The following is a 26,528-nucleotide window of genomic DNA, read 5'->3' as shown; positions in this document are numbered from 1 at the left end:
GGGTCAGGCTCCTGCCACGGTCATGCCATCGATACGGAGGCTCGGCGCGGCGGTGGATTTGGTCAGGTCCAGATCATCGGCAAGGGTGATATGCATGAGCATATCCTTGAGATTGCCGGCGATGGTCGCTTCGGTGACCGGATGGCTGATCTTGCCGTCCCTGATCCAGAAACCGGCAGCACCACGGCTGTAATCCCCGGTAATGAGGCTGACGGAAGACCCGATCATCTCGGTGACGAGAAACCCTTCTTTAACCCCGGCGATAAGCTCATCCCGGCTGATCTCACCTGGCTCCATGATCCAGTTGGACGGGCCGGGTGCGGGGGGGCTGCCCACCCCGCGTCCGGCATTTCCTGTCGGCTCAAGCCCGAGCTGACGTGCCGCGGCAAGATCGAGAAACCAGCCTTTGAGGACGCCTCCTTCCACCATCACCCGCCGTCGCCGCGCCAGACCTTCGCCATCAAAAGGGGATGACCCCATGCCGCGGGGGCGGAGCGGATCATCCACCAGCGTGACACCGCTTGCGGCAATCACCCCTTGCATCCTGTCTTTGAGGAAACTGGTGCCGCGGGCGATGGCGCTGCCATTGATCGCGGATGCCACATGGCCTGCGATTGAGCGTGACACCCGGGCATCATAGATCACCGGATAACTGCCGGTTGGCGGCCTGGTTGCGCCAATGCGGCTGAGGGTGCGTTCGGCGGCACGGCGGCCAATGGTGGCCGGAGATTCGAGATCCTCCCGCCAGACCGCGGCGGTGTAATCGTAATCACGTTCCATCACGCCGTTTTTTTCAGCCAGAACCATGGCGGAAATGCCGTTTGTGCTGCGCTGGTATCGCCCGGAGAAACCGGTCGAGGTTGCTATCATGACATCAACCATGCCATGGGACGCGCTGCCGCCTTCGGAATTGGAAATACCGGGCACGGCCCTTGCCGTATCCTCGGCTTCGAGGGCGGCGGCCTTGAGGGTTTCGGCATCCGGCTCATCTGGATCGCAGATATCGAGATCAGGTATCCGGGTGGCCAGCTGATCTTTATCGGCAAGACCGGCATAGGGATCTTCGGGGGCGCATCGGGCCATGGCAACCGCACGTTGCGCGAGACCGGCAATGCTGTCTTCGTCGAGACGACTGGTCGAGATGCTCGCATTGCGGCGGCCGACAAAAACCCTGAGGCCGATATCATGATCTTCGGACCGTTCTATCGATTCCACTTCGCCAAGCCGGACCGAAACCGAATGACCAAAGCCGCCCGCAACCACCGCATCAGCCGCATCAGCGCCAGCCTTCTGCGCCCGGTCGAGCAGCATATCCATTAATTTTGGTAATGTATCAGACATGATTTTCACATAGCGTTTTGAGCGGCAAAGTACAACCTCAACCACGGGAAAAGATGCGTCCGGGGCAAAAAAACCGTTTGCCCGCTGCCCGGGGGCGGGAGTAAAACTCCTAGAATGACTTATCAGGTTTTCATCGATGGCGAGGCGGGGACGACGGGATTGCAGGTCCATGCCAGACTTCAGGCCCGGGACGAGATCCGTCTCATCCGTCTTGACGATGCAAGGCGCAAGGACAGATCTGCCCGCCGGGAGGCGATGGCGGCGGCTGATGCCGTCATTCTCTGCCTGCCCGATGACGCCGCCATCGAGGCGGTTGATCTGGCCGAAGGACTTGACTGCACCATCATCGATGCATCAACGGCGCATCGCGTGGCCGAAGGCTGGGTCTATGGCTTCCCTGAACTTGCCCCCGGCCAGCGTGAACGTATCAGCTCCGCGAGGCGGATTGCCAATGTCGGCTGCTATGCGACGGCGATGATCGCGCTTCTGCGGCCGCTCATCGATGCAGGTGTGCTTGATCCGGATCAGGTGCTGTCGATCCCGGCTGTCAGCGGCTATACCGGCGGTGGCAAGGCCCTGATCGAGTATATGGAGAAAGATGCCGGGCCGAAACATTTCGGCTATGCGCTTGATCTTGCCCATAAACATATCCCCGAAGTGATGCATCACGCCGGGCTTTTGCGCAAACCTCTGTTCATGCCGATGGTCGGGAATTTCCCCTGCGGCATGCTGGTTGAACTTCCGCTCGCCGCCGATCAGCTGAAAGGCGGCACCAGCGCGGCGGATCTTCACGCGATTTATGCCGCGCACTATGAGGGCGAGACCTTCATCGATGTCCATGCGCCTTTCTCTTCTCTGGGCCTGACGGACAAGGGATATCTTGCCGCCGACGCGCTCCGGGGAACAAACCGGCTTGAGATATTCATTTTCGGCCATGAAGGCACGTCCGGTGAGCCCGGCCAGTATCTTTGCGCTGCCCGGCTTGATAATCTCGGCAAAGGCGCATCCGGCGCGGCGGTGCAGAATCTCAACCTCTGCCTCGGCCTTGACGAGACGGCCGGGCTGATGACAGCGCCGGAGGCCTGATCTTGCTGCCAGACCAGTGGTTTCCAGACCATATTGATGGTACGATTGCCCCGTTGTCCCAGGCCAAACTGTACCCGTATCCGGCGCCGGAGGGGGATTTCTTCATGCGGGAAGGGCTGCCCCGACTTGCGGCAGAAGGGATCACCGCCGATCATCTCAACGGCCGGATTCCCGTCCTTTCGGTGGGGTCGAACCGGGCGCCGCTTCAGTTGCGCCGTAAATTCGGTACCGATGCCCTCATTCCGGTCACGGCCTGCATTCTCAAGGATTGCGATATCGTCTTTGCCGCGGCGATCTCCTATTACGGGGCGGTGCCGGCCACCGCCTGCCCGTCTCCCGGCACGCGGGTTCGGCTCAATGTCGCCTGGCTTGACCCGGTGCAGCTCCGCCATATGCATGATACCGAAGCGCTCGGCATTGCCTATGATTTCATCTGCCTTGATCCCGGGCAGGTCGATCACGGCCCGCGGGCGGATGGTGATGATCCGGTCTTTGCTGCCCCTGTTTACGGCTATCAGTCACGGGCAGGGCTGATTGACGGAAAGCATGGCCCCGTCGCCCATGCCGATATCCCCGCAACCGGCCGCAGGTTTGAAGACATGAACGAGGCGGCGATGCTGGCAGAGGTCATGAAACGCAACTCAGGCGGGGATGATCTGGATGCCTGGATCATGCGCATGCGAGAGGAACGCCCGGCCCGGGAAGAAGTGGCAAGGACGCTTGCCGAAAGTTCGATTTCAATGCCCGAAGGGCCATGGCAGCAGGTGCCGGCGACGGCTGAAAATGCCCAGACCTATCTCTGATGGGAATTGATCCATGGATCATTTAAGATGATGCCTAGAGCAGGGTTCGTTCGATATAGAAAGCCAGCGCCGCCCCGGTCAGTATCAGGCCCGTATCACGATTTGATCTGAAAATCCGCCCCGCGAGGCCGGGGTTTTCAGGGTCGAGCCTTGAGATCTGCCAGCGGCAATGGATCGCTGCGATCGCGACGCCGGCCATCCATCCCCAGCCGGCGTCGATCAGGGCGCCGAGCGTCAGCAGCAAGAGGATCATTGCTCCGTAGACGAAGGCCACCACGGGCCGGACCATCCCGCCGAGCGTCAGGGCAGAGGAACCTATCCCCAGTTTTGTGTCATCGGCCATGTCCTGCACCGCGTAGATGGTATCATAGCCGAAAACCCAGAAGGCCGAGGCGATGTAAAGAAGCCCGGCTTCCCAGCCCGGCCATGTACCCACCGCCGCCCAGCCAAGCAGCGCGCCCCAGCTGAACGTCAGGCTCAGGGCCAGTTGCGGCAGCCCCATCACCCGCTTGGCCAATGGGTAGACAACAATCAACGGGAGCGAGAACAGGCCGGTGATGATCGCTTCACGGGGCAGGAGGAAAAGGACGCCCGCGCCGATGGAGGCGAGACCGGCAAGAAAGATCAGCGCCCCGCGCATCGATACCTGCCCCGAAGCAAGAGGCCGGTTGCGCGTGCGTTCAACGGATTTATCAAGATCACGATCCCACCAGTCATTGATGACGCATCCCGCCCCCCGCATCACCACGGCCCCGATGAGGAAGAGCAGCATCAGGAAGAGAAGGTGAAGAAATTCTTTCTGCTGGAGCGTGCCGGCGATAAGGATGGCCTGCCATCCCGGCAGCAGCAAAAGCCACCAGCCGATGGGACGGTCAAGCCGGGCCAGGGTGACAAAAGGATGCCAGCGCACCGGCAGGGCAGCCCAGATACCATCAAGGCCGATATCATCAAGGTCGGTGTTGGATGTGTCTGCCATGCCCCAAGCGATACCGTGTTGACCGCAAGCTTGCAAGCCTCCTGATCCTCGCGGGATTTATGCAGGGGCATGGCATCGGGTTTTTGCCTTGCGAAGGTTACCCCCGGGGAGTATGGAGAAAGAATGAATACCCGTGCACGACATCGTCTTTTTGTCCCCGATGATCTGAAATCTGATGCCGACCTGATCGTATCGCATGATCAGGCGCATTATCTGTTGCAGGTTCTCCGGCTCGGGGCGGGGGATAAGGTGCGCCTTTTCAACGGCCGCGATGGCGAATGGCTGGCCGAGATCACCGAGGCGGGACGCAAGCAGGCCGTGCTGACGCCGCGGGAGCAGACCCGCGCGCAGGACAAGGCGCCTGATCTGATGCTCATATTTGCCCCGATCAAGAAGGCGCGTATCGATTATCTGGCCGAAAAGGCGGCTGAACTCGGGGTCGGGATCCTGCAGCCGGTGATCACTGCCCATACCCAGATGACCCGCGTCAACACCAGCCGAATGCGGGCCAACACGATCGAAGCGGTCGAGCAGACCGGCCGGACAACGCTGGTGGATGTGCGCGAGCCGATTCCGCTTGAGAGATTGCTTGATGAATGGCCCGGGATGCGTCATATCATTTTCTGTGACGAAAGCTCAGCCGGTATACCCGGGCATGCCATGGCCGAGAAGGTGGCCGGGCTCAAGGGGGCGGCGGCGATCGTCATTGGCCCGGAAGGCGGGTTCTCGCCGGTTGAGCGAGCACGTCTTTCTGCCATGCCTGGTGCTGTTGCCGTGTCGCTCGGGCAGAATGTGTTGCGCGCGGATACCGCGATGGTGGCGGCGTTGGCCATCTGGCAGGCGGTGGCTGGCGAATGGAAAGGGAATCAACATGGCGCATGATCCATCACCGCAAATCACCGGCAAGGAAGATCTGGTCGCCTGGTTTGAATCCGGCGAAACACCGGCAGATCAATGGCGGATCGGCACCGAGCATGAAAAGCTGCTTTTTGCCCAAGACACTTTCCGGCGTCCTTCCTATGAAGGGGAAAAGGGCATCGGCGCGCTGTTGAGCGGCCTTGCCGAAAGCCATCACTGGACGCCGATCCTTGAAGGTGATGTCATCATCGGCCTCAAGGACAGCCATGGCGGGTCGATCACGCTTGAGCCGGGGGGGCAGTTCGAGCTCTCCGGGGCGCCGCTTGAAAACCTGCATCAGACCTGCCAGGAGACCAACCGGCATCTCAAGGATATGCGCAAGGCAACAAACACGCTTGGGCTTGGCATGCTGGGGGTGGGGTTTGACCCGGTCTGGCGACGTGAGGATATCCCGTGGATGCCAAAGGGCCGCTACGCCATCATGCGCCGCCATATGCCGAAAGTGGGCAGCCTTGGCCTTGATATGATGCAGCGGACGACGACCATTCAGGTCAATCTCGATTACGCGTCTGAACGTGACATGGCACGGAAATTCCGTGTCTCTCTTGCGCTTCAGCCTCTGGCCACGGCGCTTTTTGCCAATTCCCCCTTTCGTGAGGGCAGGCCGACGGGGCTGCTCTCGACACGGGCCGAAGCCTGGACCGATACCGATCCTGCCCGCTGCGGGATTCCGGCTTGTGTTTTTGATGCCGGGTTCGGCTATGAACAATGGGTGGATTATCTACTTGATGTGCCGATGTATTTTCTCCATCGCGGCGACAGTTATGTCGATGTGGCGGGCCATTCTTTCCGGGATTTCATGTCCGGGCGGCTGCCTGGCCATGAAGGCGAGTTCCCCACCATGGCGGATTGGGAAGATCACGTGACCACGGCCTTTCCGGAAGTCCGCCTCAAGCAGTATCTGGAAATGCGCGGTGCTGATGGCGGGCCCTGGAACATGATCTGTGCCCTGCCGGCATTATGGACCGGGCTTCTCTATGATGCGGATGCGCTGGACGCGGCGGAAGAACTGGCCGGAGGCCTTGAGGCCGTGGATGTTGCCGCCGCCCGGATGTCGGTGGCCCGGCATGGGCTGAAAGGCCGGCTCGGCAAAAGGGATGTCGGGGAGATGGCACGATCGATGGTGGATATCGCCCGCCAGGGCCTGCATCGCCGCCGTATCACGGACAGCGCCGGAAATGATGAAACCGGCTTCCTTGATCCGATCCACGCCATTGCCCAAAGCGGAACCACCCGGGCTGAGGCCATGCTTGAGCTCTTCCATGGCAAATGGGGGGAAGAGATGACCCGCATTTATCCGGAATTTCAGTTTTAACATGTTGTTTTATATAGGTGCCGAATGAAGGGCCTGCTGCTTGTTGTCTTTGTGAATTTTGTTGGCGTCGGTGCGCTTATCCCTGTTCTGCCCTATGCGGTGATTGATGAGGCAGGGGGCAGCGAGTTCAGCATGGCCATGCTGATGGCATCCTTTGCGCTGGCCATGTTCGTGGGCTCCCCTATCCTTGGCAGCCTGTCGGACAGAATAGGCCGCAAGAAAGTGCTGATCACCTCCATCCTCATCACCACGATCGGGTATATGATCTTTGCGCTGACAACAAATCTTGCCCTGATGTTTGTCGCCCGGATCATCTCCGGCCTCGCTTCGGGGAATATCAGCGTGGTCCATGCTATTATCACCGACAACACAGAGGCCGATCAACGCGCCCGCTGGATGGGGCTGATGGGGGCATCGGTGGGGCTTGGATTTGTCGCCGGACCCGCCCTTGGCGGGCTGCTTTCGGGGGTTGGCGGTGCCGTGCATACAGCACCTTTTCTGGTCGCGGCGGCGCTGGCTTTCCTCGGGATGATGCTGTGTCAGTTCTTTGTTGAGGAAAGCATCAGGCCTGATCCGAAAATGCGCCTTCCCTTTGCCGAAAGATGGCGTGATTTCATCGCAAGCGGGCTTGGCGGTTTTGCGGTGGCGGTCTTTCTGCTCAACCTCGCCTTTGCCCAGGTGGAGGTGTCCTTTGTGCTGGTCATGAAGGATGTGCTGGGCTTTACCAGCATGAATACGGGCTGGGTCTTTACCTGGATCGGGGTGCTGATCGTCATTATTCAGGGAGGACTGATCGGCCCGATCACCAGCCGGATCGGGGATATGGGGGCGGCACTTGCGGGATCGGTCTTCCTCGGGGCGGGCCAGTTGATGACCATGGTGATGATACCGCTGGGCTTTCTCGTGGCAGGCTCTTCCATCGCCGGAATCCTTCTGGCAACAACCTTTGTCTGTGTCGGTTTTGCGCTGACCAACCCGACCCTTGCTTCGGCCTCCAGCAAACGTGCCCGTCAGGGCAAGATCGGCGGCAGTATCGGCCTTGTCCAGGGATTCGGCTCGCTCGGCCAGGTCAGCGGGTTGATCCTCGCCGGCCCGCTTTATGAGATCGGCGGCGGCGGCCTGACCTTTGGGGCAGGTAGCCTTATCTGTTCGGGTCTTGTCCTGTCCAACCTTTGGATCATGCTGCGCGGAAAACCGGCCCATTCGGGCGGGTGATTTTCCCCGATGGATCCGGAATAATGGGGATATCAGCCGCCATATCCGCAGAACTATTTAATTAAATTTTTATAATATATCATGCGGGATACCTCAGAACCGGTACAGGAAGGTATGATATGTTGAGATTTGGCCTGATTGCGAGCATCCTGCTGCTTGTTTCAGCGAATGCAGCGATAGCATCGGAAAACTTTGTTCTGATCAGCGAGAAGATCCGGATAGTGGATGGCGATACGATCACCCTTGATGGAAAAAAGATCAGGCTTCTGGGGATTGATGCGCCGGAACTGCAACAGCAATGTCAGGATGCAGAAGGCAACCCCTGGCATTGCGGGGCGCGGGCGCGGGACATGCTGGTCGGCATGCTCGCCGCAGCGCCGTCCCCGGTTTCGTGCCGGATTACAGGACAGGATCGATACAAGCGTCTGCTGGGCCGGTGCTATGCCGGCAGCGAAGATGCCGGCCTCGATGTGCAGCGGGCGCTGGTGCGATCAGGTCTGGCGGTGGCGGAATACACCAGAGATTATCTCACCGAGGAAGATCAGGCGCAAACCGGGAAACTCGGGCTCTGGGCGGGAAAATTCGACCGGCCGAAAGACTGGCGCCAGTCCCGGCGGCAGAAGAACGAAAGCGGCGGCTAGGGTTCCGTTCAGGCAGCTTCGGTGCCGCCGATGGTGATGCCCCCCATCTTGAGCGTGGGCTGGCCGACACCAACCGGCACGCCCTGACCGGCCTTGCCGCAGGTGCCGATCCCGTTATCGAGCGCCAGATCATCGCCGATCATGGTGATCTTGCCCATGGCATCGGGGCCGTTGCCGATCAGCGTTGCGCCTTTGACCGGCGCGCCTATCCGGCCATGTTCAACCATATAGGCTTCGGAGGCCGAAAAGACGAATTTGCCGCTGGTGATATCCACCTGTCCGCCACCAAAGTTGACGGCATAGATCCCTTTCCTGACGCTGGCGAGAATTTCTTCATTGCTGTGCGAGCCATTGAGCATGAAAGTATTGGTCATGCGCGGCATCGGGGTATGGGCATAGGACTCGCGGCGGCCGTTTCCGGTAGGGTCAACGCCCATCAGGCGGGCGTTCTGGCGGTCCTGCATATAGCCTTTGAGAATACCGTCTTCGATCAGGACATTGCGCCGCGACGGCGTGCCTTCGTCGTCAATCGTGATGGAACCGCGGCGGTCATCCATGGTGCCGTCATCCACCACGGTCACGCCTTTTGCGGCAACCCGCTCACCTACCTTGCCGGAAAAGAGCGATGTGCCCTTGCGGTTGAAATCTCCCTCAAGCCCGTGGCCCACCGCCTCATGAAGCATGACCCCGGGCCAGCCCGGCCCAAGCACGACTTCAAGCTCCCCGGCCGGGGCGGGGATCGATTCAAGGTTGACGCGCGCGACCCGGATCGCTTCGTTGACCTCAGCTTTCCAGATCTGCGGGTCAAGCCATTTGTCGAGCATGACCCGGCCGCCTGCGCCGCTGGAGCCGGATTCCATGCGTCCGTCCTTTTGCATCACCACCGAAACATTCAGCCGTACCAGTGGCCGGATATCGGCAACCTGATACCCGTCAGGCCGCATGATACGGATCGCCTGCCAGGACGCGGCCAGCGATACGCTGACCTGGGAGACAGCCGGATCGGCGGCGCGGGCATAGGCGTCGATTTCCTGCATCAGGGTGACTTTATCGGCAAAGGCCGTTGCCTCAAGCGGGTTGGCGGAGGTGTAGAGCGCCCGGTTGTTGCCGGCAGCGGGAGGCAGGGCAAGATGGCCATCATGCCCTGACGTGACCGCGCGGACGGTGTTTCCGGCACGGCGGATGGCATCAAGGGTCATTTCGCCGGAATGGGCGTAGCCATGGGCTTCGCCTGCAATGGCGCGCAGCCCGAAGCCGCTGGAATTATCGTAGCTCGCGGATTTCATCCGGCCGTCATCAAACACCATCATCTCGCTGTGGCGTTCTTCGAGAAAGAGCTCACCATCATCGCTTCCGGCGAGGGCATCGCGGATCGTGGACAGGACCGTATCCTCATCAAGGCCTGCCCGGACGAAGAAAAGATCGCGGGTGATATCCAGTGGATCCGACATGTGCTTGCTCCGAAAGATGGCGGGGTTGGCGATTTGCCTTATGATACAAGACATGGCACAAGAGGCGGTGGACTTCAAGATCGCGGCGCAATATTCAAAACCGGCCCCGCCGTTCCTGCGACCACCTGCCGCAAGATTCTGCCAAGAGGTCTGGTTCAGGTACGAGATCTTTATGTTATAAGGATATGGCAGTGATTCTGCGTCAAGATTGCTGTGCCGCAAGGGTATAGCCACGTCGACTCTTTAAGGGGGAGTAATTCATGAATCCGTCCCGACTGGCCGAAAAAGCCAAAAGTCTGTTTGCCACCCTGGGAATTTCTGTCTTGGGATTCGTCCTGCCGCTGCTGGCCGGGGTGAACGCCGCTTCCGCCGCTGAGCCTGCTCCATGGCAGATGGGGCTGCAGCCTGCCGCCGGAACCGTTGCCCAGAAGGCAGCCGACCTGCACAACCTTCTCCTGGTGATCATAACAGCGATCTCACTCTTTGTGCTGGCGCTTCTGATCTATACCTGCATCCGGTTCCGCGCCTCCCGCAACCCGAACCCTTCCCGGACGACGCATAACACCATCATCGAGGTGCTGTGGACGGTGATCCCGGTGGTCATTCTGGTGGTGATTGCCGTACCATCGTTCAAACTGCTCTATTACATGGACCGGACCGACGAAACCGACATGGTGATCAAGGTCACCGGTGCCCAGTGGTACTGGAACTACGAATATCCGGAAGAAGAGATTGTCTTTGACAGTTACATGATTGCCCAGGAAGATCTGCAACCTGGCCAGAAGCGTCTTCTCGATGTTGACAATCCGCTGGTGGTGCCAGCGGGGACTCGCATCAAACTGCTGATCCAGGCAAACGACGTGATGCATTCCTTCTTCGTTCCGTCGCTGGCCGTGCAGGTCTACACGGTTGCCGGGCGCACCAATGAGGCATGGATCGACGTGCCGGAAGGTGAGCAGACCTATTATGGTCAGTGCAACCAGATCTGCGGGATCAACCATTCCTTCATGCCGATTGTCATCAAGGCGGTGTCAAAGGAAAACTATCAAGAATGGCTGAAAACTGCGCGCGACAAATTCGCCAGCGCAGACAGCGCGCAACCCATCAAGCTGGCACAAGCACAGTAAGCCAGGTCAATACGTGAGGAGCGATAAGATGTCAGCACAAGCAACAGATCATCACGATCACCACGGCGCCCCAAGCGGGTTTGTCAAAAGGTGGCTCTATTCGACCAACCACAAGGACATTGGCACGATGTACCTTGTCTTTGCCATTCTGGCGGCGTTTATCGGCGGCGGGATGTCGGTCTTCATGCGGATGGAACTGATGGAGCCCGGCATCCAGTATATGGAAAGTGGTCATGTCTGGAACGTCTTCACCACCGCCCATGGACTCATCATGGTCTTCTTCGTGGTGATGCCGGGCCTGATCGGCGGATTTGGCAACTGGTTTGTGCCGATCATGATCGGTGCGCCGGACATGGCGTTCCCGCGGATGAACAATATCAGCTTCTGGCTGCTGCCGCCGGCGTTTCTGCTGCTTCTTCTTTCAGCGGTATCTGATGGCGGCGCCGGTGTTGGCTGGACGGTCTACCCGCCGCTTTCCGGCAAGGAAGGCACGCCGGGCATGTCGATGGATCTGGCGATTTTCTCGCTTCACCTTGCCGGTGTCTCCTCCATCCTCGGGGCGGCGAATTTCATCACCACGATCTTCAACATGCGGACGCCTGGCATGACGCTGCACAAGATGCCGCTCTTTGCCTGGGCCATGCTGATCACGGCTTTCCTGCTGCTGCTGGCGGTGCCGGTGCTGGCCGGGGCGATCACCATGCTGCTGACCGACCGGAATTTTGATACGGCCTTCTTCGTGGCCGCGGAAGGCGGGGACCCGATCCTCTTCCTGCATCTGTTCTGGTTCTTCGGCCATCCGGAAGTGTATATCATGATCCTGCCGGCCTTCGGGATTGTCAGCCATATCATCTCCACCTTCAGCCGCAAGCCGATCTTCGGGTATCTCGGCATGGTCTATGCGATGGTGGCGATCGGTTTCGTCGGCTTCATCGTCTGGGCCCACCACATGTATACGGTGGGGATGGACGTGGATACGCGGGCGTATTTCACCGCCGCTACCATGGTCATTGCTGTTCCGACCGGGGTGAAGATCTTTTCCTGGATCGCCACCATGTGGGGCGGTTCCATCAAGTTCGAAGTGCCGATGCTCTGGGCCATCGGGTTCATCTTCCTCTTCACGGTAGGGGGAGTGACCGGTGTTGTTCTTTCGAATGCCGGGCTCGATCAGGTGCTGCATAACACCTATTATGTGATTGCGCATTTCCATTACGTGCTGTCGCTTGGGGCGGTCTTCGGGCTGTTTGCCGGGTTCTATTACTGGTTCTCCAAGATGACCGGGTATGAATACAACCGCGGCCTTGCCTACCTGCATTTCTGGATCACCTTTATCGGGGTCAACCTGACCTTCTTCCCGATGCATTTCCTCGGCCTTGCCGGCATGCCGCGCCGGTATGTCGACTACCCCGATGCCTTTGCCGGCTGGAACATGGTCGCTTCCATCGGCTCTTATATCGGGGCTCTTGGTGCGGTGCTGTTCCTGGTGGTGATCCTTGAAGCGTTCATTGCCCGCCGCCGTGCCGCGATGAACCCCTGGGGTGAAGGCGCCAATACGCTGGAATGGACGGTCGCATCACCGCCGCCGCATCACACGTTTGACGAGCTGCCCAAAGTCAAGCTTTAGGGCAGAAGGAAGGAACAAAGGCTGATGGCTCAGACTCTGGTGACATCACCGCCAATGGCGGCGCCGGGCGATTTCATCGCCCTGATGAAGCCACGAGTCATGAGTCTGGTGATCTTCACCAGTTTCATCGGCATGGCCCTTGTTCCATCCGCACCGCACCCGCTGCTGGCGATGATTGCGCTTATTGCGATTGCCGCCGGTGCCGGTGCTTCAGGTGCCATCAACCAGTGGTATGACCGCGATATCGATGCGGTGATGATGCGGACATCCCGGCGGCCAATTCCCGCTGGCAAGGTGCTCGCCGAAGAGGCGCTCAGCCTCGGGATTGTGATATCTGTTCTGTCTGTTCTGGTGCTGTGGTTTGCAGGCGGCATGATGGCGGCGCTGCTGCTGGCCTTCACGATTTTCTTTTATGGCGTGATCTATACCATCTGGCTCAAGAGATCGACGCCGCAGAATATCGTCATCGGCGGGGCGGCCGGGGCATTTCCTCCGGCCATCGGCTGGCTTGCGGCAGGCGGCGGGCTGACGCTTGAACCGTTGCTTCTCTTTGCCATCATCTTCATCTGGACCCCGCCGCATTTCTGGGCGCTGGCGCTGGTCAAGAATGAGGATTACACCAAGGCAGGTATCCCGATGCTGCCGGTGGTGGCGGGGCGCAAGGCGACCCGTAACCAGATCCTTGCCTATAGCCTTATCCTGGCGCCTCTGGCCGTGATGCCTGCTTTTATCGGCATGGCAGGCATGGTCTATGGGATGGTGGCCGGGGTGCTCGGGCTCATGTTTGTTTTCCATGCCGTGCGGTTGTGGCAAGATGACCATGATGCCAGCGCCATGCGGCTTTTCCGGTTTTCCATTATTTATCTTTTCCTGATCTTTCTGGCGCTCGGCCTCGATGCACTTGCCGGGCCGGTGGCCAAATCGCTGGGGATTGGCTGATGGCAGATGATATGAAAAACACATCAGACCAGCCGACGCCGGAACAGTTCATCGCCCTGCGTCGACGCCGGAATCTGGCGGTCTTTGGCGGGATTGTCCTCTTGTGCGTGATCTTCTATCTGATCACCATCATCCGGCTCGGGGGTGCGTCATGACGGTTGCGCCAACTAGCTATGACGTATCGCTCCACCAGAAGAACCGGCGGATCGGGATCATCGCCGCGATGGTGGTGGCGGGGATGGTCGGGCTTGCTTACGCATCGGTGCCGCTCTACAAGCTCTTTTGCCAGGTGACAGGTTTTGGCGGCACCACCCAGGTGAGCGACGCCGCCCCCGGGGCCAGCGCCGGGGCAAGCATCAGGGAAGTTCGTTTCAACGGGCATGTCGTGCCCGGGCTGGACTGGCGGTTCTCGCCACCGGCAGAACCGGTCCGGATCAGCCCCGGTGAAGAAATCCGCATCATCTATACCGCAACCAATCTTTCGGACCGGCCAACCACCGGCACGTCGACATTCAACGTGACGCCGAACAAGATCGGCCCGTATTTCATGAAGATTGACTGTTTCTGTTTTGTCGAGCAGACACTGGAGCCCGGGCAGACCGTGGAAATGCCGGTGCTGTTCTATCTTGATCCGGAGATTGACGACGATATTAACACAAGGGCAACGCCGGAAATCACGTTGTCCTACACATTTTTCCCCGTTAAAACAGACAGGGAATAAGACAGCCGATACCATCGGCTTACCGGATGGGAGATCAGGGAGAAGACTATGAGTGGGGAACAAAAACATCCGTTTCATCTTGTGGAGCCCAGCCCATGGCCGGCCCTGGGCGCGCTTAGTGCCTTTGTGCTGACCGTCGGTGCGGTTCTGTTCATGCATGATCATCAATATGGCAACGCATCCATGATTGTGGGCCTTGCCCTGGTGATGGTTACCATGTTCTTCTGGTGGCGTGACGTCATTCGCGAGGCGGAATATCAGGGGCATCACACCCCGGTTGTCCAGATCGGCATGCGCTACGGGATGATGCTTTTCATCAGTTCAGAAGTCATGTTCTTTGTGGCGTTTTTCTGGGCCTTCTTTGATCGGGCGCTGTTTCCGGCAGGTGGTATCTGGCCGCCGGAAGGAATTATCACCTTTGATCCTTTTGATCTGCCGCTGATCAACACCCTTGTTCTCCTGCTTTCAGGATGTACCGTGACCTGGGCGCATCACGCGCTGGTCCATGGCAATCGTCGAGATTTCATGCTTGGGCTGGCGATTACCATCGGCCTCGGGGCGCTGTTCACCCTTCTGCAAGCGATCGAATACAGCCACGCACCTTTCGGGTTTACCGATGGGATTTATCCGTCGGTCTTCTTCATGGCAACGGGCTTTCACGGCTTTCATGTGATCATCGGAACGCTGTTCCTTGCGGTCTGCCTGTGGCGTGGGTCAAAAGGTCATTTCACCCCGCAGCAGCATTTCGGCTTTGAAGCGGCGGCCTGGTACTGGCATTTTGTTGACGTTGTCTGGCTGTTCCTTTTCGTCGCTGTCTATATCTGGGGACGCTAGGAAAGCATGGGGCAATCCCGATCAGACCACGGCCCGCTTCGCCGGGCGCTCAATAACACTTGCCCTGGCTGCGGTCAGGGCAAGCTTTTTCAGGGCCGGATTGCGCTGGTGGCGGAATGCGATACCTGCGGTCTTGATATCGGCCGCTACAATGCGGGGGACGGGCCGGCAACCCTGCTGATTTTCGTCTATGGCGCGCTGATCGTTCCGCTTGCCTTTGTGCTTGAATCCCTCCTGTCGCCCCCGCTCTGGGTTCATGCGGTTCTTTGGGGGCTTGTCATGCTGGCCGCGACCTTGCTATCACTCAGGCCGGCGAAGGCCTTCATGGTGGCGCTGCAGTATCGTTTCCAGACACCTGAAATCTGATCAGGATAACGCAATATAGGATGAAAAGATGACGTTTCGCCCTGCATTATGGATGACGGTTGCGGCCGTCCCGGCTCTGTTGATCCTCTTATGGCTTGGGACATGGCAGGTGATGCGCATGCAATGGAAAGACGCGCTGATCGAGGAGTTCACTTCCCGTGCCATGGCCGAGGCGATCACGCCACCTGCGGCCCAAGAGGCCTCATCCTATCAGTTCCAGCGTATCGCCCTCAGCGGCACATGGATGCATGATGCCGAAACCCAGCTCATCGGCCGTACATTTGAAGGCACGGCGGGATATCATGTGATCACGCCGATGCAGCTTGCGGATGGTCGCCTTCTTCTGGTGAACAGGGGATGGGTTGCCGAAGATTACCGCAAGCCCTCGGCGCGGCCATCCACCCTCACCCAAGGGGAGGTGACGATGGAGGCTGTTCTCCGCCTGCCGGTCAGGAAAGGCCGGTTCGTGCCGGATAACGCGCCATCAACAGATGACTGGTTCACGCTCTCGATCGAGGATATCGCCGCCCATCATCAGCTTGGCGAGACCCTGATCACCACCTATACCGCCGATGTCCTGCGGCCTGAAGGGCCATATGTACTGCCCATTGGTGCCGCGGTTGAAATCGACATCCCCAACGATCACTGGCATTATGCCATGACCTGGTATGGACTTGCGCTCGGCCTGGTCGGGGTGTATGCGTCCTGGCATCACCAGGCCGGCCGGCTAAGTTTCGGCAGGGGACAGAGAGGGGATGCGGCATGAAGTATATCAGCACCCGGGGCAAGGACAGCCCGATCGGTTTTGAAGATGCGCTGCTGTCCGGGCTGGCCCGGGATGGCGGGCTTTATCTGCCCCGGACCTGGCCACGGCTGGATGACGCCACCTTTCGGGCGCTCAAGGGCAAGCCCTATGCCGAGGTTGCCGCCCGCATCATGGCTGAATTCACGGATGGCGAAATCTCGCTTGAAGAGATGATGGCGCTCACCACCGATACCTATGCCGGGTTTGCCCATCCCGAGGTCGCCCCGCTGGTTGAGATCGACGGCAATATCCATGTCTGTGAGCTGTTTCACGGCCCGACCATCGCGTTCAAGGATTACGCCATGCAGTTTCTTTCCCGGGCGTTTGACCGGGCGCTGAAAGCGAGGGGAAAGCGGGCGGTTATTCTCGGGGCGACCAGCGGCGATACCGGCTCGGCGGCCCTCGAAGCCTTTCAGGGCAGGGATTTTGTCGATATCTTCATTCTTTTCCCGGATGGACGTGTGTCGCCAATCCAGCAACGCCAGATGACCTCGGTCATTGCCGATGGTGCCCATGCGATTGCCGTTGAAGGTGATTTCGATGCCTGTCAGGATGCCGTCAAGGCGCTGTTCCGTGATCTTGAATTCAGGGACAGGATGGGTCTTTCGGCGATCAATTCGATCAACTGGGCACGGCTGATGCCGCAGATTGTCTATTATGTGACGAGTGCGCTCGCCCTTGGTGCGCCTGAACGTGAAATTGCCTTTGCGGTGCCGACGGGTAATTTCGGCAATATCTTTGCCGGATATGTCGCGCAAGAGATGGGTCTGCCCATCAAAACGCTCATCTGTGCCTCCAACCGCAATGATATTCTGGCCCGTTTCTTTACGTCAGGCCGGATGGAACGCCGCGAGGTGGAACCGTCCTTCAGCCCGTCGATGGATATCCAGATCTCAAGCAATTTCGAACGTCTGCTGTTTGAGCTGCTTGAGCGTGATGGTGAAGCCGTCAGCGCCCAGATGCAGCGGTTCAGCGAAAGAGGCGAGTTTGACGTGAGCCAGGATGTTCTGGCCAGGGCCCGCAAACTGTTCCATCCCTTCCGCCTCGATGATGCAGGAACGCTGCAGGAAATCGAACGAAGCTATAAGGCAACCGGCATGGTGCTGGACCCGCATTCGGCCATCGGCGTTGCCGCGGCCCGCGCGGCCCGGGCTGATGATACGATCCCGGCGGATACCCCGATTGTCGCGCTGGCCTGCGCGCACCCCGCCAAATTCCCGGCCGTGGTTGAAAAGGCGATTGGCCTCAGCCCCGCCTTGCCGCCGCATCTTGCCGATCTGATGGATCGCGACGAGCGGATGCACCATGTCAGAAGCGAGCCTGCCGCGATTGCCGCGTTGCTGGAAGCGGAAAGGCGGCTCTGAGCCATGGCTGACCCCGTTGTCGAGCAGACGGTTCTGCCTGGTGGCCTTACGGTTGTCTCGGCCCGGATGGCGGGGGTGGAAAGTGTTTCCATCGGCACCTGGATCAATGCCGGGGCAAGAGATGAAGCCCCCGAAGAACATGGCATGGCCCATATGCTTGAACATATGGCTTTCAAGGGGACATCCACCCGGAGCGCGGCGGATATCGCCCGTGAGGTGGAAGATATCGGCGGATATATCAACGCCCATACAAGTTCAGAGGAAACCGCCTATTACCTGCGCATTCTGCCCGAGGATCTCGATTTCGGAACGGAACTGCTGGCGGATATCCTGATCCGTTCCACCTTCCCTGAAGACGAGATTGCCCGGGAGAAAGGCGTGATCATTCAGGAAATCGGCCAGGCCAATGATACACCGGACGATATCGTCTTCGATCTTTCACGAGAGGTCAGCTTTCCCCTGCATACGCTTGGCCGGCCCATTCTGGGCACGGTATCAAGCGTCGGCGGTTTCGGGCAGGCGGATATTCATGGGTTCAGAGACAAGCACTACCACGCGCCGAATATCATCATCTCGGCGGCGGGGGCGCTTGATCACGGCGCCCTCGTTCGTGCGGTTGAAAGGCATTTCACCGGCCTTGGTGAAGGGGCAATGGCCGACCGCCGCATGAAGCCTTCCTGGCCGGGACATGCCGCCAGCCGCTGCCGGACCATCACAAGGGATCTTGAGCAGACGCATCTGGTGATCGGCTTTGCCGGATTGCCCGCCGCCCATGAAGATGCGCCTATCCTGTCGGCGCTTTCGGTGCTCTATGGCGGCGGTATGTCATCACGTCTCTTTCAGGAAGCACGCGAAAAGCAGGGGCTTTGCTACAGCGTCTTTTCCTTCCCTCAGGGATTCAGCGACAGCGGGTATTTCGGGATCTATGCCGGCACGTCCCGGGAAGATGCCGCGCGGATGATCCGCCTTGCCGGCAATCAGCTGATGGACGTTGCCTGCGCTGCAACCGAAGACGAAACCAGACGCGCCATTGCCCAGATCTCCGCCAATCTGCGGATGCGGCAGGAAAGCGTCGCCGTGGTGGGCGAAACCCTGCCGCGGCATCTGCGGCTTTATGGTGAGGTGCGGCCAACATCATCCCTGCTTGAGCAGATCCAGCGGATTTCATCTGCGGATATCCGCCGTATTGCCGGAATGCTGATCCAGCAGCCGCCATCGCTGGCGGCAATCGGGCCGGATGGCGTTGCTGAACTTGAAGATCCGGCAATTCTTGATGGTGCCTTTGGCCGCTGACACCTGCTTCAGGCGTGACCTGTTTCAGGCGTGACCTGCTTCAGGCGTGGCCTGCCTCAGGCGTGGCCTGCGGTTGAGGAGATATGCGCCGCTGAAATCCCGAGGCGAGAGAAGCAGCTTGCCCAGACTGTATCAATCGACTGGCTGAATACGAGATCTTTCTGGAATGGCATGGTCAGCCAGACATTGCTGTGGATTTCACGTTCCAGCTGCCCTGCCGACCAGCTGGCATGGCCGAGGGTGACGATATACTCCCCCGGTCCATAGCCGTTTGCAATCTCGGTGATGATCTTGATATTCGATGTCATGGCCATGGAATGGGTGATGGAAATACTGTCCGGAAGCATATGTTCCGATGAATGGATGACCATGCCGCGGGATTGTTCCACCGGGCCGCCGTTATAGACAGGTGCATTGCCGGCAAAGAGCGGGGTGCCTATGCCGATCTGTTCGGCCAGTCCTTCAAGAGAGAGATTTTCCACAGGCTGGTTGACGATCACGCCCATGGCGGCATCGCTGTCATGGCTGCAGATAAGTATCACGGTATTTCTAAACCGTTGGTCATCCATTTGCGGCATTGCAATAAGCAATTGGCCGGTCAGGTAATTTGCCAAGGCAAAACACCCCCTTTCTGGCTGTGTCTAGAAGCCTAAACTCAATTCGTGATCTTGACCAGATAAATTATCGTTGCCCTAAAATTGCCGCAACGGGGTGCTGGAATTTATGTGAGGGAAAGGTATAGTGCTGCCATGTCGATGATACGCACCATCATGCTGCTGATCTCGAGCCTCCTTGCCGGGATTTTCTGGGCGGGCGGGGCCTGGGCTGCTGCCGGCCCCTGGCAGGGGGATGAGGTCATGCAGGCCCGGCTTGTGACCGCCACCGATGCGGCCGGAAAGAAAGCCTATCTTGATGCGGGTCTTGAATTCAGGCTTGAGCCGGGATGGAAAGTCTATTGGCGCAGTCCGGGGGATGCCGGTCTGCCGCCGGTGCTTGATTTCTCCGCCTCTCCGGCCATCCGTCATCACCAGATTGATTTTCCGGCACCGGAGCGATTCAGCATTCTCGGCTTTGACAGTTTTGGCTATAGCGAACATGTGATCCTGCCGCTGACGCTCGAGCTTGAAAACCCCGGCGCCGGATTTGCTGCAAGTGCGCTGCTTGAAGGGCTGGTCTGCAGTGATGTCTGCATCCCCGTACGCGAGACCCTGTCGCTGGTGCTGCCGGCAGGGGAGGAGGTTCTGTCTGCCGAGGCGAGAAAGATGGCCGAGTTCAGGGCCCGGGTGCCAGGTCCGGGGACCACGGCCGGTATCAGCCTCAAGACCGCTGCGATCCGGGGTGAGCATCTTGAGGTGCGACTTGAACGTGGCGGCCAGCCTCTGCCGCTTGAGGAAGGTGATATCCTGATCGAAGCACCTTCCGGGTTCAGTTTTGCCCGGCCCCGGCCCGGCCCGGAATATTCCAGCCTCAAGATCAGGGGCAGGCCGGCGGGGGAGCTGGTCGGCGAGGAGATCACCGTCACCGTCATCGCCCCCTGGTTCATGCTGGAAAGCCGTGCCGAGGTCGGTGTTGCCGAGGGCAGGCCTTCGGTGCTTGAAGGCGGGCTTCTGGCCATGATGTTTCTTGCCTTTCTGGGCGGGGTGATCCTTAACGCGATGCCATGTGTCCTGCCGGTGCTGTCGCTCAAACTGGCGGCGGTGATCGGCCATGGCGGCAGCGAGGAAACCGCCATCAGATGGTCTTTCCTTGCCACCGCCGCAGGGGTGATGACGTCTTTCATCCTGCTTGGTCTTGCGCTATATGCCTTGCGCAGCGCCGGTGTGGCAATCGGCTGGGGAATCCAGTTCCAGGAGCCGTTGTTCCTGATCATGGCGGCGCTTGCCATCGGATTTTTCGGCCTCGTCATGCTGGATCTGGCGATACTTCCCGTGCCGGGTTTTGTTCAGGCATGGGCAAGAGGTCTGCCTTCAGGGCGAGTTGGCGATTTCTTCTCCGGGGCGCTGGCCACCTTGCTGGCGACGCCTTGCTCAGCCCCTTTTGTCGGCACGGCGGTCGCCTTTGCGCTGACTTCCCCCGGCAATGTGCTGATGCTCATTTTCATCATGATGGGGGCGGGGCTTGCCTTGCCCTGGATTGCGGTGGCGGTCTGGCCGTCGCTGGTGGCTTTCCTGCCCCGGCCCGGGCGCTGGCTTGTCGTGCTCAAACGCGGGCTTGCCGCCGGTCTTTTTGTAACCTCAATCTGGCTTGTGACCGTGCTGGCAACCCATGTTTCGGGCAAGGATGCCCCGGATGGGCGATGGCAGGCATGGGCGCCGGGCCTGGCGATGGAAAAAGCCGCCCTCGGGCAGGTTGTCCTTGTCGACGTCACCGCCGACTGGTGCATTACCTGCCAGACCAACAAGGCCTTTGTGCTCAACACTGACCCGGTCATCAAGGTGATCGAGGAAAAAGGCGTCGTTCTCCTGCGCGCGGACTGGACACAGCCGGATGAGGAGATCAGCCGGTATCTTGCTTCGCATGGACGTTATGGGATCCCGTTCAACATGGTCTATGGCCCGGGCGCACCTCAAGGCATTGCGCTTGGCGAGATCCTGACCACATCCATGGTGCTTGATGCGATCACCCGGGCGAGTGGGAATTGATCCTCCCTTGCAAGTGCATCAATCTGGCCTAAATTGTTCGAAAGAGAAATCAATCCTGAATGGAGCCCCCGCAATGTCTATTTCTGCTGGCGAAACGCTGCCCGATACGCTCATCCATATCAAGACGGATGAAGGGATCAAGGAAACCTCGTTAAAAGACTGGGGGCAAGGGCGCAAGGTGGTGCTGATCGCCGTGCCGGGTGCCTTTACGCCTACCTGCTCGGCGCGTCACCTTCCGGGGTTCGTCGAAATGGCGGTATCGTTCCATGACAAGGGGGTTGACGCTATCGGCTGCCTTGCGGTGAACGATGCGCATGTCATGCAGGCCTGGGGGCGTGACAGCAACGCCGAGGGCAGGATCGACATGCTGGCAGACCCGGAGGGGATGGCGGCAGAGGCGATGGGGATACTGGTGGTGAAAACGCCGGTGCTCGGCAATATCCGGGCTGGCCGCATGGCGCTGATCGCCGAAGATGGCGTCGTCACCCATATCTTTATCGAAGAGCCGGGGGCGTTTGAAATCTCATCCGCCGAACATGTGCTGAAGCATCTCTAGCCCTTGATACGCTCGGCTTCAGCCCGGGCAAGGGTATCGCAACGCTCGTTCATGGGGTGACCGGCATGGCCCTTGACCCATGCCCAGCTGACGTCATGCCGCGCCAGCGCTTCATCCAGCCGTTCCCAGAGATCCCTGTTCTTGACGGGTTTCCTTGCCGCCGTCATCCAGCCGTTCTTCTTCCAGCCGTTGATCCATCTGGTGATGCCATCTTTAAGATAGACACTGTCGGAGGTGATGGTGCAGGCCACCGGCCGCTTCAGCGCCTCAAGCGCGGCAATGGCCGCCATCAGCTCCATCCTGTTATTGGTGGTATCGGCCTCCCCGCCGCTGAGCTCTTTTTCGGCCTCCCCATAGACGAGGATTGCCGCCCAGCCGCCAGGACCCGGGTTGCCGAGGCAGGATCCGTCGGTATAGATCATCACCGGCGCTGCCATTATCTTACGCCATATCCTTGATGTGTCTTGACCTGCTGATGGAAATTAAGCCGCTTCCAGTAGGCCATCGGATCATGGGGACGGACCTGCGCATCCGGCGGCGTGTGTATCCAGTCATAAAGCCGGGTCAGGAAAAACCGCATGGCCGAGCCGCGGCAAAGAACCGGAATGGAAGCGATCTCGCCGGCGCTGAGCGGCCGTATGGACTGATATCCATCGATCAGTTGACGTGATTTGGTGATGTTGAAACTGCCATCGGCTTCAAAGCACCAGGCGTTGAGCATGATGGCAAGGTCATAGGCGAGCATGTCGTTGCAGGCAAAATAGAAATCAATCACCCCGGTTACGTCATCGCCGACAAAAAGCACGTTATCGGGGAAGAGATCGGCATGGAGCACCCCCCGGGGCAGATCATCAGGCCAGTCGGCGAGGATCGCATCGAGTCTGCTGCTTGCCTCATCGTACAGCCCCTGCCGCACGGTATTCACCGCATCACGGCCGGCGGATTGAAGAAGCGGCTGCCAGGCGCCGGCATTGAGCGCGTTCTGACGCTCAAGGGAGAAATCCCCGCCCGCCAGATGCATCCGGGCAAGCATTGTCCCCGCCGCCCGGCATCGCGCGGCGGAAGGGCTGGCATTCCATGTGCCACTCAGAAAGGTCACGATCGCAGCGGCTTTGCCGTTGAGCTCTTTGAGCACCTGTCCATCCCGGTCGGCCACCGGCTCCGGGCAGGTGATCCCGGCTTTTGCCATATGCGCCATCAGCCCGATGAAAAACGGCAGATCTTCTGTCCTGACACGCTTTTCGTAAAGGGTGAGAATAAAGGCGCCTTTCGTGGTGATCAGCCGGTAGTTGGAATTCTCAACCCCTTCGGTGATCCCTGAAAAGCTGGTGGCCTCACCAATATCATAGGTGTTGAGGAAAGCGGTGAGGTCGTTTTCATCAACGCGGGTGTAAACAGCCATCTGTCAATCCCGGAGCGCGGCTGGAAGGTTGAAGATGATGTCTTCACGGACGGTTTCGACTTCCCTGACCGAAGCCCCGTATCTCAACGTGAGATGCGCGATCACCTCTTCGACGAGGATTTCAGGCGCGGACGCACCTGCCGATACGCCGATGATGCGCGCGCCGTCCAGTCTGTCATGGTCGATTTCCATGGCCGAGGCGATGAGCATGGCATCCTTTGCGCCGGCACGCAGCGCGACTTCAACAAGGCGCCTTGAGTTCGATGAATTCGACGCCCCGACAACAAGCACCATATCCGCGCCATCGGCAATGGCTTTGACCGCCTGCTGGCGATTGGTGGTCGCGTAACAGATATCCTCGCCACGCGGCCCCCTGATCTCCGGGAACCGCCGCCTGAGGATGCCGATAATCTCCGCCGTGTCATCCACCGAAAGTGTCGTCTGGGTGGCAAAGGCAGGAAAAGTGCCATCGGGGATGGTAACTGTTTCAGCATCCTCCGGCGTCTCGATCAGCGTCATGGTGCCTTCGGGGACCTGGCCAAGCGTGCCTTCGACTTCCGGATGGCCGTGATGGCCGATCAGCAGGATATGGGCGCCGTCACGTTCATGCCGGTGGGCTTCGATATGTACCTTGGTCACCAGCGGGCAGGTGGCGTCAACAGCGATCATCTGCCGGCGTTCGGCTTCGGCCACCACCTTTTTGGCAACGCCATGGGCGGAAAATACAACCGGTGCACCTTCGGGCACTTCATCAAGGTCTTTCACGAAGACGGCCCCCATCCCGGCAAGGCGATCCACGACATGGCGATTATGCACGATCTCATGCCGGACATAGACAGGCGCGCCGAATTTTTCAAGCGCAACCTCCACGATCCGGACGGCGCGGTCAACACCGGCGCAGAAACCGCGCGGCGCGGCAAGGCGTATCTGGACGGGCTGGGACGGGATATGATGTACTGTCATGGCCATGCCCTGTTCTGCTTCAAGTTTGGCGTAAGGTCAACTTGAAACCGCCCTGAAAACCGTCTACTGTCATACCCGTTCCGAAGATTTGAGTGGCAGACCCCATGATGAAGATTTCCCGCCCGCCTTTCTCCCTATTCCGCACCGCTGCTGTCTTGCCGACATGCCTGGTGGCCGGGTTGATGGCCGGATGCTCGGCTTTTCAGCCAGAAATCGTTGCCTGCCCGGATATCGCTGTGGCCGGGGGGGCGGAAAAGGTGGTGACGATCGGTGCCGATCTCCAGCATCCGGTCACCATCAGATTCAACGGGGTCAGCGCCGAATGCACCCCGCGCCGCGATGGCTATGCGATGAAAGTGGATCTCGGGTTGATGCTCAAACGTGCCCCGGAAAACTGGAACAAGACCGAGCGGGTTCCGTTTGATGTCACGCTTGCCTTTGTTGATGACAAGGATGAGGTGGTCTCCCGTTATGTGTTCAGCGAAGAAGCTTTCATTGCTGACCGTTCGGTCAAATCCCGGCCAACCTTTGTTTTCAGGACAAATGTGCCTTCGGGAACGCGTGTTGTCATGGGGCTGGGGCGGGCTGTGTCCGCCGCAGAATGATCAGGCCTCCCGGATTTCAATCATAACATGAGGCATGAAAAAACCCGCCATCCGGCGGGTTGTTTCGGCATGGGCCCGGCCTGTCAGCCGAGTTTCTTGATACGGTCGATATCGGATGAGACCAGTTTGAGGGATGTTTTTTCATCCATCTTGCTGGTGATGAGATCGGTGGCCGCGCGGGTGGCGAGTTCAGCCGCCCTGTTGCGCAGGCTGGCAACGACTTCAGCTTCCATGGCCTTGATCTTGGCCGTGGCCTGTTCTTCCTTGCGCCTGATCGCCGATTCTGCCGCCTTTTCGGCGTTGGCGCGGATCATTTCTGCGGCTGCCATGGCATTGGCCGTGATTTTTTCAGCTTCTTCGGCGGCTTCCCTGTTCATGCGCTGATATTTCTTGAGTTCGGCCTGGGCCTCTTCGCGGAGACGCTGGGCTTCTTCAAGATTGGCGCGGATTTCGCTTGCGCGCTTGTCAAACATTTCCGCCATGGCTGATCCGGCACGTTTCCAGATCAGGGCCACGAAAACCACAAAGGATATGGCAACCCATACACCTTCATTGATCAAGGGAGCGTGTGAGGCATCCATGTTACTGCTCCATCATGGCTGGCATGGATTTAGCTGCCGCCTTGACCGCTTTTTTCGCATCGGTCTTGGTGATCTTGATCCCGGTCAGGGCGGCGGCGGCGTCTATGGCACTGCTGGCAGCAATGTCATCCAGTTCGTTGAGCGCGGTATCGCGTGCTTCCATGATCCGGGTTTCCGCCTTGCTGATTTTGGTGGCAAGTTTCCGGGCGACAGCCGCGTTCTTTTTATCCGCTTCGGCCTGGGCTTCGGCAAGGGTGGTCCGTGTCTTCTCGCTGGCATTGGCGCGTGCATCAGCCAGCTGCTTTTCATAGGAAAGACGCATCTCTTCGGCTTCATCTGCGGCGGTGCGTGCCCGCTGCATATCACCATCGAGACGCGCATGTCTGTCTTCAAGCACCGAAGCAATGCGGGGGGTAACGATCCGCCACATCAGCACATAGGCAAGCGCAAATGTCACGATGAGCCAGAAAATCTGTGTCGGCCAGGTTGTCAGGTCAAGCTGCGGCAGGCCGCCGCTTTCCTCGCCGCCAGCCGCCCGGGCAGGCAGGGAAACTCCTGCCATCACCAGGCTTGCGCCCAGATGACCAAGCCATTTGCCGGATTTTGCCGATCTTGCCATATCAAGCATCCTGTTCGTGCGTCTGTTCAACGTTCATCCCCCGAAAGGGGGTGCTGGAGGCGCGGAAGAAATTCCCGCGCCCGGCAGCAATCCTAGAATACGAACAGAAGCAGCAGTGCAACAACAAGAGCGAACAGCGCGATCGCTTCGGTCAGGGCAAAGCCCAGAATGCCGATCCCGAAGACGTCGTTACGAGCCGACGGGTTGCGGGCGATGGAGTTCACCAGCGAGGAGAAGATGTTCCCGATACCGATACCAACCCCAAGCAGCGGGAGTACGGCGATACCAGCACCAATCAGTTTTGCAGCTTCAGCTTCCATGATACAGATCCTTCCTAGATT

General features: G+C 59.1%; 29 protein-coding genes. 19 read left to right on the top strand and 10 right to left on the bottom strand.

Annotation, left to right across the window (positions count from 1 at the left end):
• Positions 1–3: 3 nt before the first annotated feature.
• Positions 4–1,341: a TldD/PmbA family protein gene (locus AB8880_09200; GenBank protein XDZ65100.1), complete on the bottom strand. Its 1,338-nt coding sequence runs from the start codon at positions 1,339–1,341 to the stop codon at positions 4–6.
• 114 nt (positions 1,342–1,455) lie between these two features.
• Between AB8880_09200 and argC the strand changes: the two genes are divergently transcribed.
• Positions 1,456–2,427 (top strand): N-acetyl-gamma-glutamyl-phosphate reductase, encoded by a 972-nt coding sequence (gene argC, locus AB8880_09195; GenBank protein XDZ65099.1) that lies wholly within the window; start codon positions 1,456–1,458, stop codon positions 2,425–2,427.
• A gap of 2 nt (positions 2,428–2,429) precedes the next feature.
• A complete protein-coding gene (locus tag AB8880_09190; protein ID XDZ65098.1) occupies positions 2,430–3,230 on the top strand; it encodes a hypothetical protein in 801 nt (266 codons plus the stop codon).
• A gap of 34 nt (positions 3,231–3,264) precedes the next feature.
• Here the strand turns inward: AB8880_09190 and ubiA are convergent, their stop codons facing one another.
• Complete coding sequence (gene ubiA / locus AB8880_09185) at positions 3,265–4,206, bottom strand: 4-hydroxybenzoate octaprenyltransferase (GenBank protein XDZ65097.1); 942 nt, start codon at positions 4,204–4,206, stop codon at positions 3,265–3,267.
• 123 nt (positions 4,207–4,329) lie between these two features.
• On the opposite strand from ubiA, the gene AB8880_09180 reads away from it, so the two are divergent.
• The 4 genes from AB8880_09180 to AB8880_09165 all read left to right on the top strand — a co-directional run bounded on the left by AB8880_09180 (position 4,330) and on the right by AB8880_09165 (position 8,295).
• The gene (locus AB8880_09180; protein ID XDZ65096.1) at positions 4,330–5,088 is read left to right on the top strand and encodes a 16S rRNA (uracil(1498)-N(3))-methyltransferase; all 759 of its coding nucleotides are present in this window, start codon (positions 4,330–4,332) and stop codon (positions 5,086–5,088) included.
• Positions 5,078–6,439, top strand: a complete 1,362-nt coding sequence (locus AB8880_09175) for a glutamate--cysteine ligase (GenBank protein XDZ65095.1) — start codon at positions 5,078–5,080, stop codon at positions 6,437–6,439. The genes AB8880_09180 and AB8880_09175 overlap by 11 nt, the downstream gene beginning before the upstream one ends.
• Before the next feature lie 24 nt (positions 6,440–6,463).
• The gene (locus AB8880_09170; protein XDZ65094.1) at positions 6,464–7,654 is read left to right on the top strand and encodes an MFS transporter; all 1,191 of its coding nucleotides are present in this window, start codon (positions 6,464–6,466) and stop codon (positions 7,652–7,654) included.
• A gap of 119 nt (positions 7,655–7,773) precedes the next feature.
• Positions 7,774–8,295, top strand: coding sequence for a thermonuclease family protein (locus tag AB8880_09165; GenBank protein ID XDZ65093.1), 522 nt, complete (start codon positions 7,774–7,776; stop codon positions 8,293–8,295).
• 8 nt (positions 8,296–8,303) lie between these two features.
• Here the strand turns inward: AB8880_09165 and tldD are convergent, their stop codons facing one another.
• Complete coding sequence (gene tldD, locus AB8880_09160; protein XDZ65092.1) at positions 8,304–9,746, bottom strand: metalloprotease TldD; 1,443 nt, start codon at positions 9,744–9,746, stop codon at positions 8,304–8,306.
• A 260-nt stretch (positions 9,747–10,006) separates the two neighbouring features.
• Here tldD and coxB point away from each other — a divergent pair, with 260 nt between their 5' ends.
• Genes coxB through AB8880_09110 form a run of 10 tightly spaced genes read left to right on the top strand, consistent with a single transcriptional unit; the run spans position 10,007 to position 18,819 of the window.
• The gene (coxB, locus tag AB8880_09155) at positions 10,007–10,873 is read left to right on the top strand and encodes a cytochrome c oxidase subunit II (protein ID XDZ65091.1); all 867 of its coding nucleotides are present in this window, start codon (positions 10,007–10,009) and stop codon (positions 10,871–10,873) included.
• A 28-nt stretch (positions 10,874–10,901) separates the two neighbouring features.
• Entirely contained in the window at positions 10,902–12,497 is a 1,596-nt protein-coding gene (gene ctaD, locus AB8880_09150; protein ID XDZ65090.1) for a cytochrome c oxidase subunit I, read from the top strand.
• A 24-nt stretch (positions 12,498–12,521) separates the two neighbouring features.
• Positions 12,522–13,436: a heme o synthase gene (cyoE, locus tag AB8880_09145; GenBank protein ID XDZ65089.1), complete on the top strand. Its 915-nt coding sequence runs from the start codon at positions 12,522–12,524 to the stop codon at positions 13,434–13,436.
• A complete protein-coding gene (locus AB8880_09140; protein XDZ65088.1) occupies positions 13,436–13,591 on the top strand; it encodes a hypothetical protein in 156 nt (51 codons plus the stop codon). The genes cyoE and AB8880_09140 overlap by 1 nt, the downstream gene beginning before the upstream one ends.
• Complete coding sequence (locus AB8880_09135) at positions 13,588–14,157, top strand: cytochrome c oxidase assembly protein (GenBank protein ID XDZ65087.1); 570 nt, start codon at positions 13,588–13,590, stop codon at positions 14,155–14,157. The genes AB8880_09140 and AB8880_09135 overlap by 4 nt, the downstream gene beginning before the upstream one ends.
• Positions 14,158–14,205: 48 nt before the next feature.
• On the top strand, positions 14,206–14,991 hold the full coding sequence (locus AB8880_09130; GenBank protein ID XDZ65086.1) for a cytochrome c oxidase subunit 3: 786 nt from the start codon (positions 14,206–14,208) through the stop codon (positions 14,989–14,991).
• A gap of 6 nt (positions 14,992–14,997) precedes the next feature.
• The gene (locus AB8880_09125; GenBank protein ID XDZ65085.1) at positions 14,998–15,357 is read left to right on the top strand and encodes a DUF983 domain-containing protein; all 360 of its coding nucleotides are present in this window, start codon (positions 14,998–15,000) and stop codon (positions 15,355–15,357) included.
• Between the two features lie 28 nt (positions 15,358–15,385).
• Complete coding sequence (locus tag AB8880_09120; protein XDZ65084.1) at positions 15,386–16,123, top strand: SURF1 family protein; 738 nt, start codon at positions 15,386–15,388, stop codon at positions 16,121–16,123.
• A complete protein-coding gene (gene thrC / locus AB8880_09115; GenBank protein XDZ65083.1) occupies positions 16,120–17,526 on the top strand; it encodes a threonine synthase in 1,407 nt (468 codons plus the stop codon). Before AB8880_09120 ends, thrC begins: the two co-directional genes overlap by 4 nt.
• 3 nt (positions 17,527–17,529) lie before the next feature.
• Positions 17,530–18,819 carry a M16 family metallopeptidase gene (locus tag AB8880_09110; GenBank protein ID XDZ65082.1) on the top strand — a complete coding sequence of 430 codons (1,290 nt, stop codon included), beginning with the start codon at positions 17,530–17,532 and terminating at the stop codon, positions 18,817–18,819.
• A 56-nt stretch (positions 18,820–18,875) separates the two neighbouring features.
• Here AB8880_09110 and AB8880_09105 read toward each other — a convergent pair whose 3' ends face one another.
• Positions 18,876–19,361, bottom strand: coding sequence for a YqgE/AlgH family protein (locus tag AB8880_09105; protein XDZ65081.1), 486 nt, complete (start codon positions 19,359–19,361; stop codon positions 18,876–18,878).
• Positions 19,362–19,568: 207 nt separating this feature from the next.
• Between AB8880_09105 and AB8880_09100 the strand changes: the two genes are divergently transcribed.
• Both AB8880_09100 and AB8880_09095 read left to right on the top strand, forming a co-directional pair.
• Complete coding sequence (locus AB8880_09100) at positions 19,569–21,461, top strand: protein-disulfide reductase DsbD family protein (protein ID XDZ65080.1); 1,893 nt, start codon at positions 19,569–19,571, stop codon at positions 21,459–21,461.
• Positions 21,462–21,534: 73 nt separating this feature from the next.
• Positions 21,535–22,017, top strand: coding sequence for a peroxiredoxin (locus AB8880_09095; GenBank protein ID XDZ65079.1), 483 nt, complete (start codon positions 21,535–21,537; stop codon positions 22,015–22,017).
• Here AB8880_09095 and rnhA read toward each other — a convergent pair.
• Genes rnhA through ispH form a run of 3 tightly spaced genes read right to left on the bottom strand, consistent with a single transcriptional unit; the run spans position 22,014 to position 24,388 of the window.
• Positions 22,014–22,454 carry a ribonuclease HI gene (gene rnhA / locus AB8880_09090; GenBank protein XDZ65078.1) on the bottom strand — a complete coding sequence of 147 codons (441 nt, stop codon included), beginning with the start codon at positions 22,452–22,454 and terminating at the stop codon, positions 22,014–22,016. The genes AB8880_09095 and rnhA overlap by 4 nt on opposite strands.
• Positions 22,454–23,419: a homoserine kinase gene (locus tag AB8880_09085; protein XDZ65077.1), complete on the bottom strand. Its 966-nt coding sequence runs from the start codon at positions 23,417–23,419 to the stop codon at positions 22,454–22,456. The genes rnhA and AB8880_09085 overlap by 1 nt, the downstream gene beginning before the upstream one ends.
• 3 nt (positions 23,420–23,422) lie before the next feature.
• Positions 23,423–24,388, bottom strand: coding sequence for a 4-hydroxy-3-methylbut-2-enyl diphosphate reductase (gene ispH, locus AB8880_09080; protein XDZ65076.1), 966 nt, complete (start codon positions 24,386–24,388; stop codon positions 23,423–23,425).
• 98 nt (positions 24,389–24,486) lie between these two features.
• Here ispH and AB8880_09075 point away from each other — a divergent pair, with 98 nt between their 5' ends.
• The gene (locus AB8880_09075; GenBank protein ID XDZ65075.1) at positions 24,487–24,987 is read left to right on the top strand and encodes a hypothetical protein; all 501 of its coding nucleotides are present in this window, start codon (positions 24,487–24,489) and stop codon (positions 24,985–24,987) included.
• Between the two features lie 83 nt (positions 24,988–25,070).
• Here AB8880_09075 and AB8880_09070 read toward each other — a convergent pair whose 3' ends face one another.
• The 3 genes from AB8880_09070 to AB8880_09060 all read right to left on the bottom strand — a co-directional run bounded on the left by AB8880_09070 (position 25,071) and on the right by AB8880_09060 (position 26,507).
• The gene (locus AB8880_09070; protein ID XDZ65074.1) at positions 25,071–25,568 is read right to left on the bottom strand and encodes an ATP synthase F0 subunit B; all 498 of its coding nucleotides are present in this window, start codon (positions 25,566–25,568) and stop codon (positions 25,071–25,073) included.
• 1 nt (position 25,569) lies between these two features.
• Entirely contained in the window at positions 25,570–26,187 is a 618-nt protein-coding gene (locus tag AB8880_09065) for a F0F1 ATP synthase subunit B' (GenBank protein XDZ65073.1), read from the bottom strand.
• 92 nt (positions 26,188–26,279) lie between these two features.
• The gene (locus tag AB8880_09060) at positions 26,280–26,507 is read right to left on the bottom strand and encodes a F0F1 ATP synthase subunit C (GenBank protein ID XDZ65072.1); all 228 of its coding nucleotides are present in this window, start codon (positions 26,505–26,507) and stop codon (positions 26,280–26,282) included.
• Positions 26,508–26,528: the final 21 nt, after the last annotated feature.

Source organism: Alphaproteobacteria bacterium LSUCC0684 (assembly GCA_041228335.1).
Lineage (GTDB): Bacteria > Pseudomonadota > Alphaproteobacteria > Puniceispirillales > UBA1172.
The sequence above is the reverse complement of the archived record's forward strand: the minus strand, read 5'-3'. Positions and strand labels throughout refer to the sequence as shown.

Coding starts and splice junctions, on each gene's coding strand:
- AB8880_09060 (XDZ65072.1), bottom strand. CDS start 26,507: ATGGAAGCTGAAGCTGCAAAACTGATTGGTGCTGGTATCGCCGTACTC.
- AB8880_09095 (XDZ65079.1), top strand. CDS start 21,535: ATGTCTATTTCTGCTGGCGAAACGCTGCCCGATACGCTCATCCATATC.
- thrC (XDZ65083.1), top strand. CDS start 16,120: ATGAAGTATATCAGCACCCGGGGCAAGGACAGCCCGATCGGTTTTGAA.
- AB8880_09125 (XDZ65085.1), top strand. CDS start 14,998: ATGGGGCAATCCCGATCAGACCACGGCCCGCTTCGCCGGGCGCTCAAT.
- AB8880_09180 (XDZ65096.1), top strand. CDS start 4,330: ATGAATACCCGTGCACGACATCGTCTTTTTGTCCCCGATGATCTGAAA.
- AB8880_09165 (XDZ65093.1), top strand. CDS start 7,774: ATGTTGAGATTTGGCCTGATTGCGAGCATCCTGCTGCTTGTTTCAGCG.
- tldD (XDZ65092.1), bottom strand. CDS start 9,746: ATGTCGGATCCACTGGATATCACCCGCGATCTTTTCTTCGTCCGGGCA.
- AB8880_09065 (XDZ65073.1), bottom strand. CDS start 26,187: ATGGCAAGATCGGCAAAATCCGGCAAATGGCTTGGTCATCTGGGCGCA.
- coxB (XDZ65091.1), top strand. CDS start 10,007: ATGAATCCGTCCCGACTGGCCGAAAAAGCCAAAAGTCTGTTTGCCACC.
- AB8880_09070 (XDZ65074.1), bottom strand. CDS start 25,568: ATGGATGCCTCACACGCTCCCTTGATCAATGAAGGTGTATGGGTTGCC.
- AB8880_09170 (XDZ65094.1), top strand. CDS start 6,464: ATGAAGGGCCTGCTGCTTGTTGTCTTTGTGAATTTTGTTGGCGTCGGT.
- cyoE (XDZ65089.1), top strand. CDS start 12,522: ATGGCTCAGACTCTGGTGACATCACCGCCAATGGCGGCGCCGGGCGAT.
- AB8880_09075 (XDZ65075.1), top strand. CDS start 24,487: ATGATGAAGATTTCCCGCCCGCCTTTCTCCCTATTCCGCACCGCTGCT.
- AB8880_09135 (XDZ65087.1), top strand. CDS start 13,588: ATGACGGTTGCGCCAACTAGCTATGACGTATCGCTCCACCAGAAGAAC.
- rnhA (XDZ65078.1), bottom strand. CDS start 22,454: ATGGCAGCGCCGGTGATGATCTATACCGACGGATCCTGCCTCGGCAAC.
- AB8880_09100 (XDZ65080.1), top strand. CDS start 19,569: ATGTCGATGATACGCACCATCATGCTGCTGATCTCGAGCCTCCTTGCC.
- argC (XDZ65099.1), top strand. CDS start 1,456: ATGACTTATCAGGTTTTCATCGATGGCGAGGCGGGGACGACGGGATTG.
- ctaD (XDZ65090.1), top strand. CDS start 10,902: ATGTCAGCACAAGCAACAGATCATCACGATCACCACGGCGCCCCAAGC.
- ubiA (XDZ65097.1), bottom strand. CDS start 4,206: ATGGCAGACACATCCAACACCGACCTTGATGATATCGGCCTTGATGGT.
- ispH (XDZ65076.1), bottom strand. CDS start 24,388: ATGGCCATGACAGTACATCATATCCCGTCCCAGCCCGTCCAGATACGC.
- AB8880_09130 (XDZ65086.1), top strand. CDS start 14,206: ATGAGTGGGGAACAAAAACATCCGTTTCATCTTGTGGAGCCCAGCCCA.
- AB8880_09200 (XDZ65100.1), bottom strand. CDS start 1,341: ATGTCTGATACATTACCAAAATTAATGGATATGCTGCTCGACCGGGCG.
- AB8880_09140 (XDZ65088.1), top strand. CDS start 13,436: ATGGCAGATGATATGAAAAACACATCAGACCAGCCGACGCCGGAACAG.
- AB8880_09085 (XDZ65077.1), bottom strand. CDS start 23,419: ATGGCTGTTTACACCCGCGTTGATGAAAACGACCTCACCGCTTTCCTC.
- AB8880_09120 (XDZ65084.1), top strand. CDS start 15,386: ATGACGTTTCGCCCTGCATTATGGATGACGGTTGCGGCCGTCCCGGCT.
- AB8880_09175 (XDZ65095.1), top strand. CDS start 5,078: ATGGCGCATGATCCATCACCGCAAATCACCGGCAAGGAAGATCTGGTC.
- AB8880_09110 (XDZ65082.1), top strand. CDS start 17,530: ATGGCTGACCCCGTTGTCGAGCAGACGGTTCTGCCTGGTGGCCTTACG.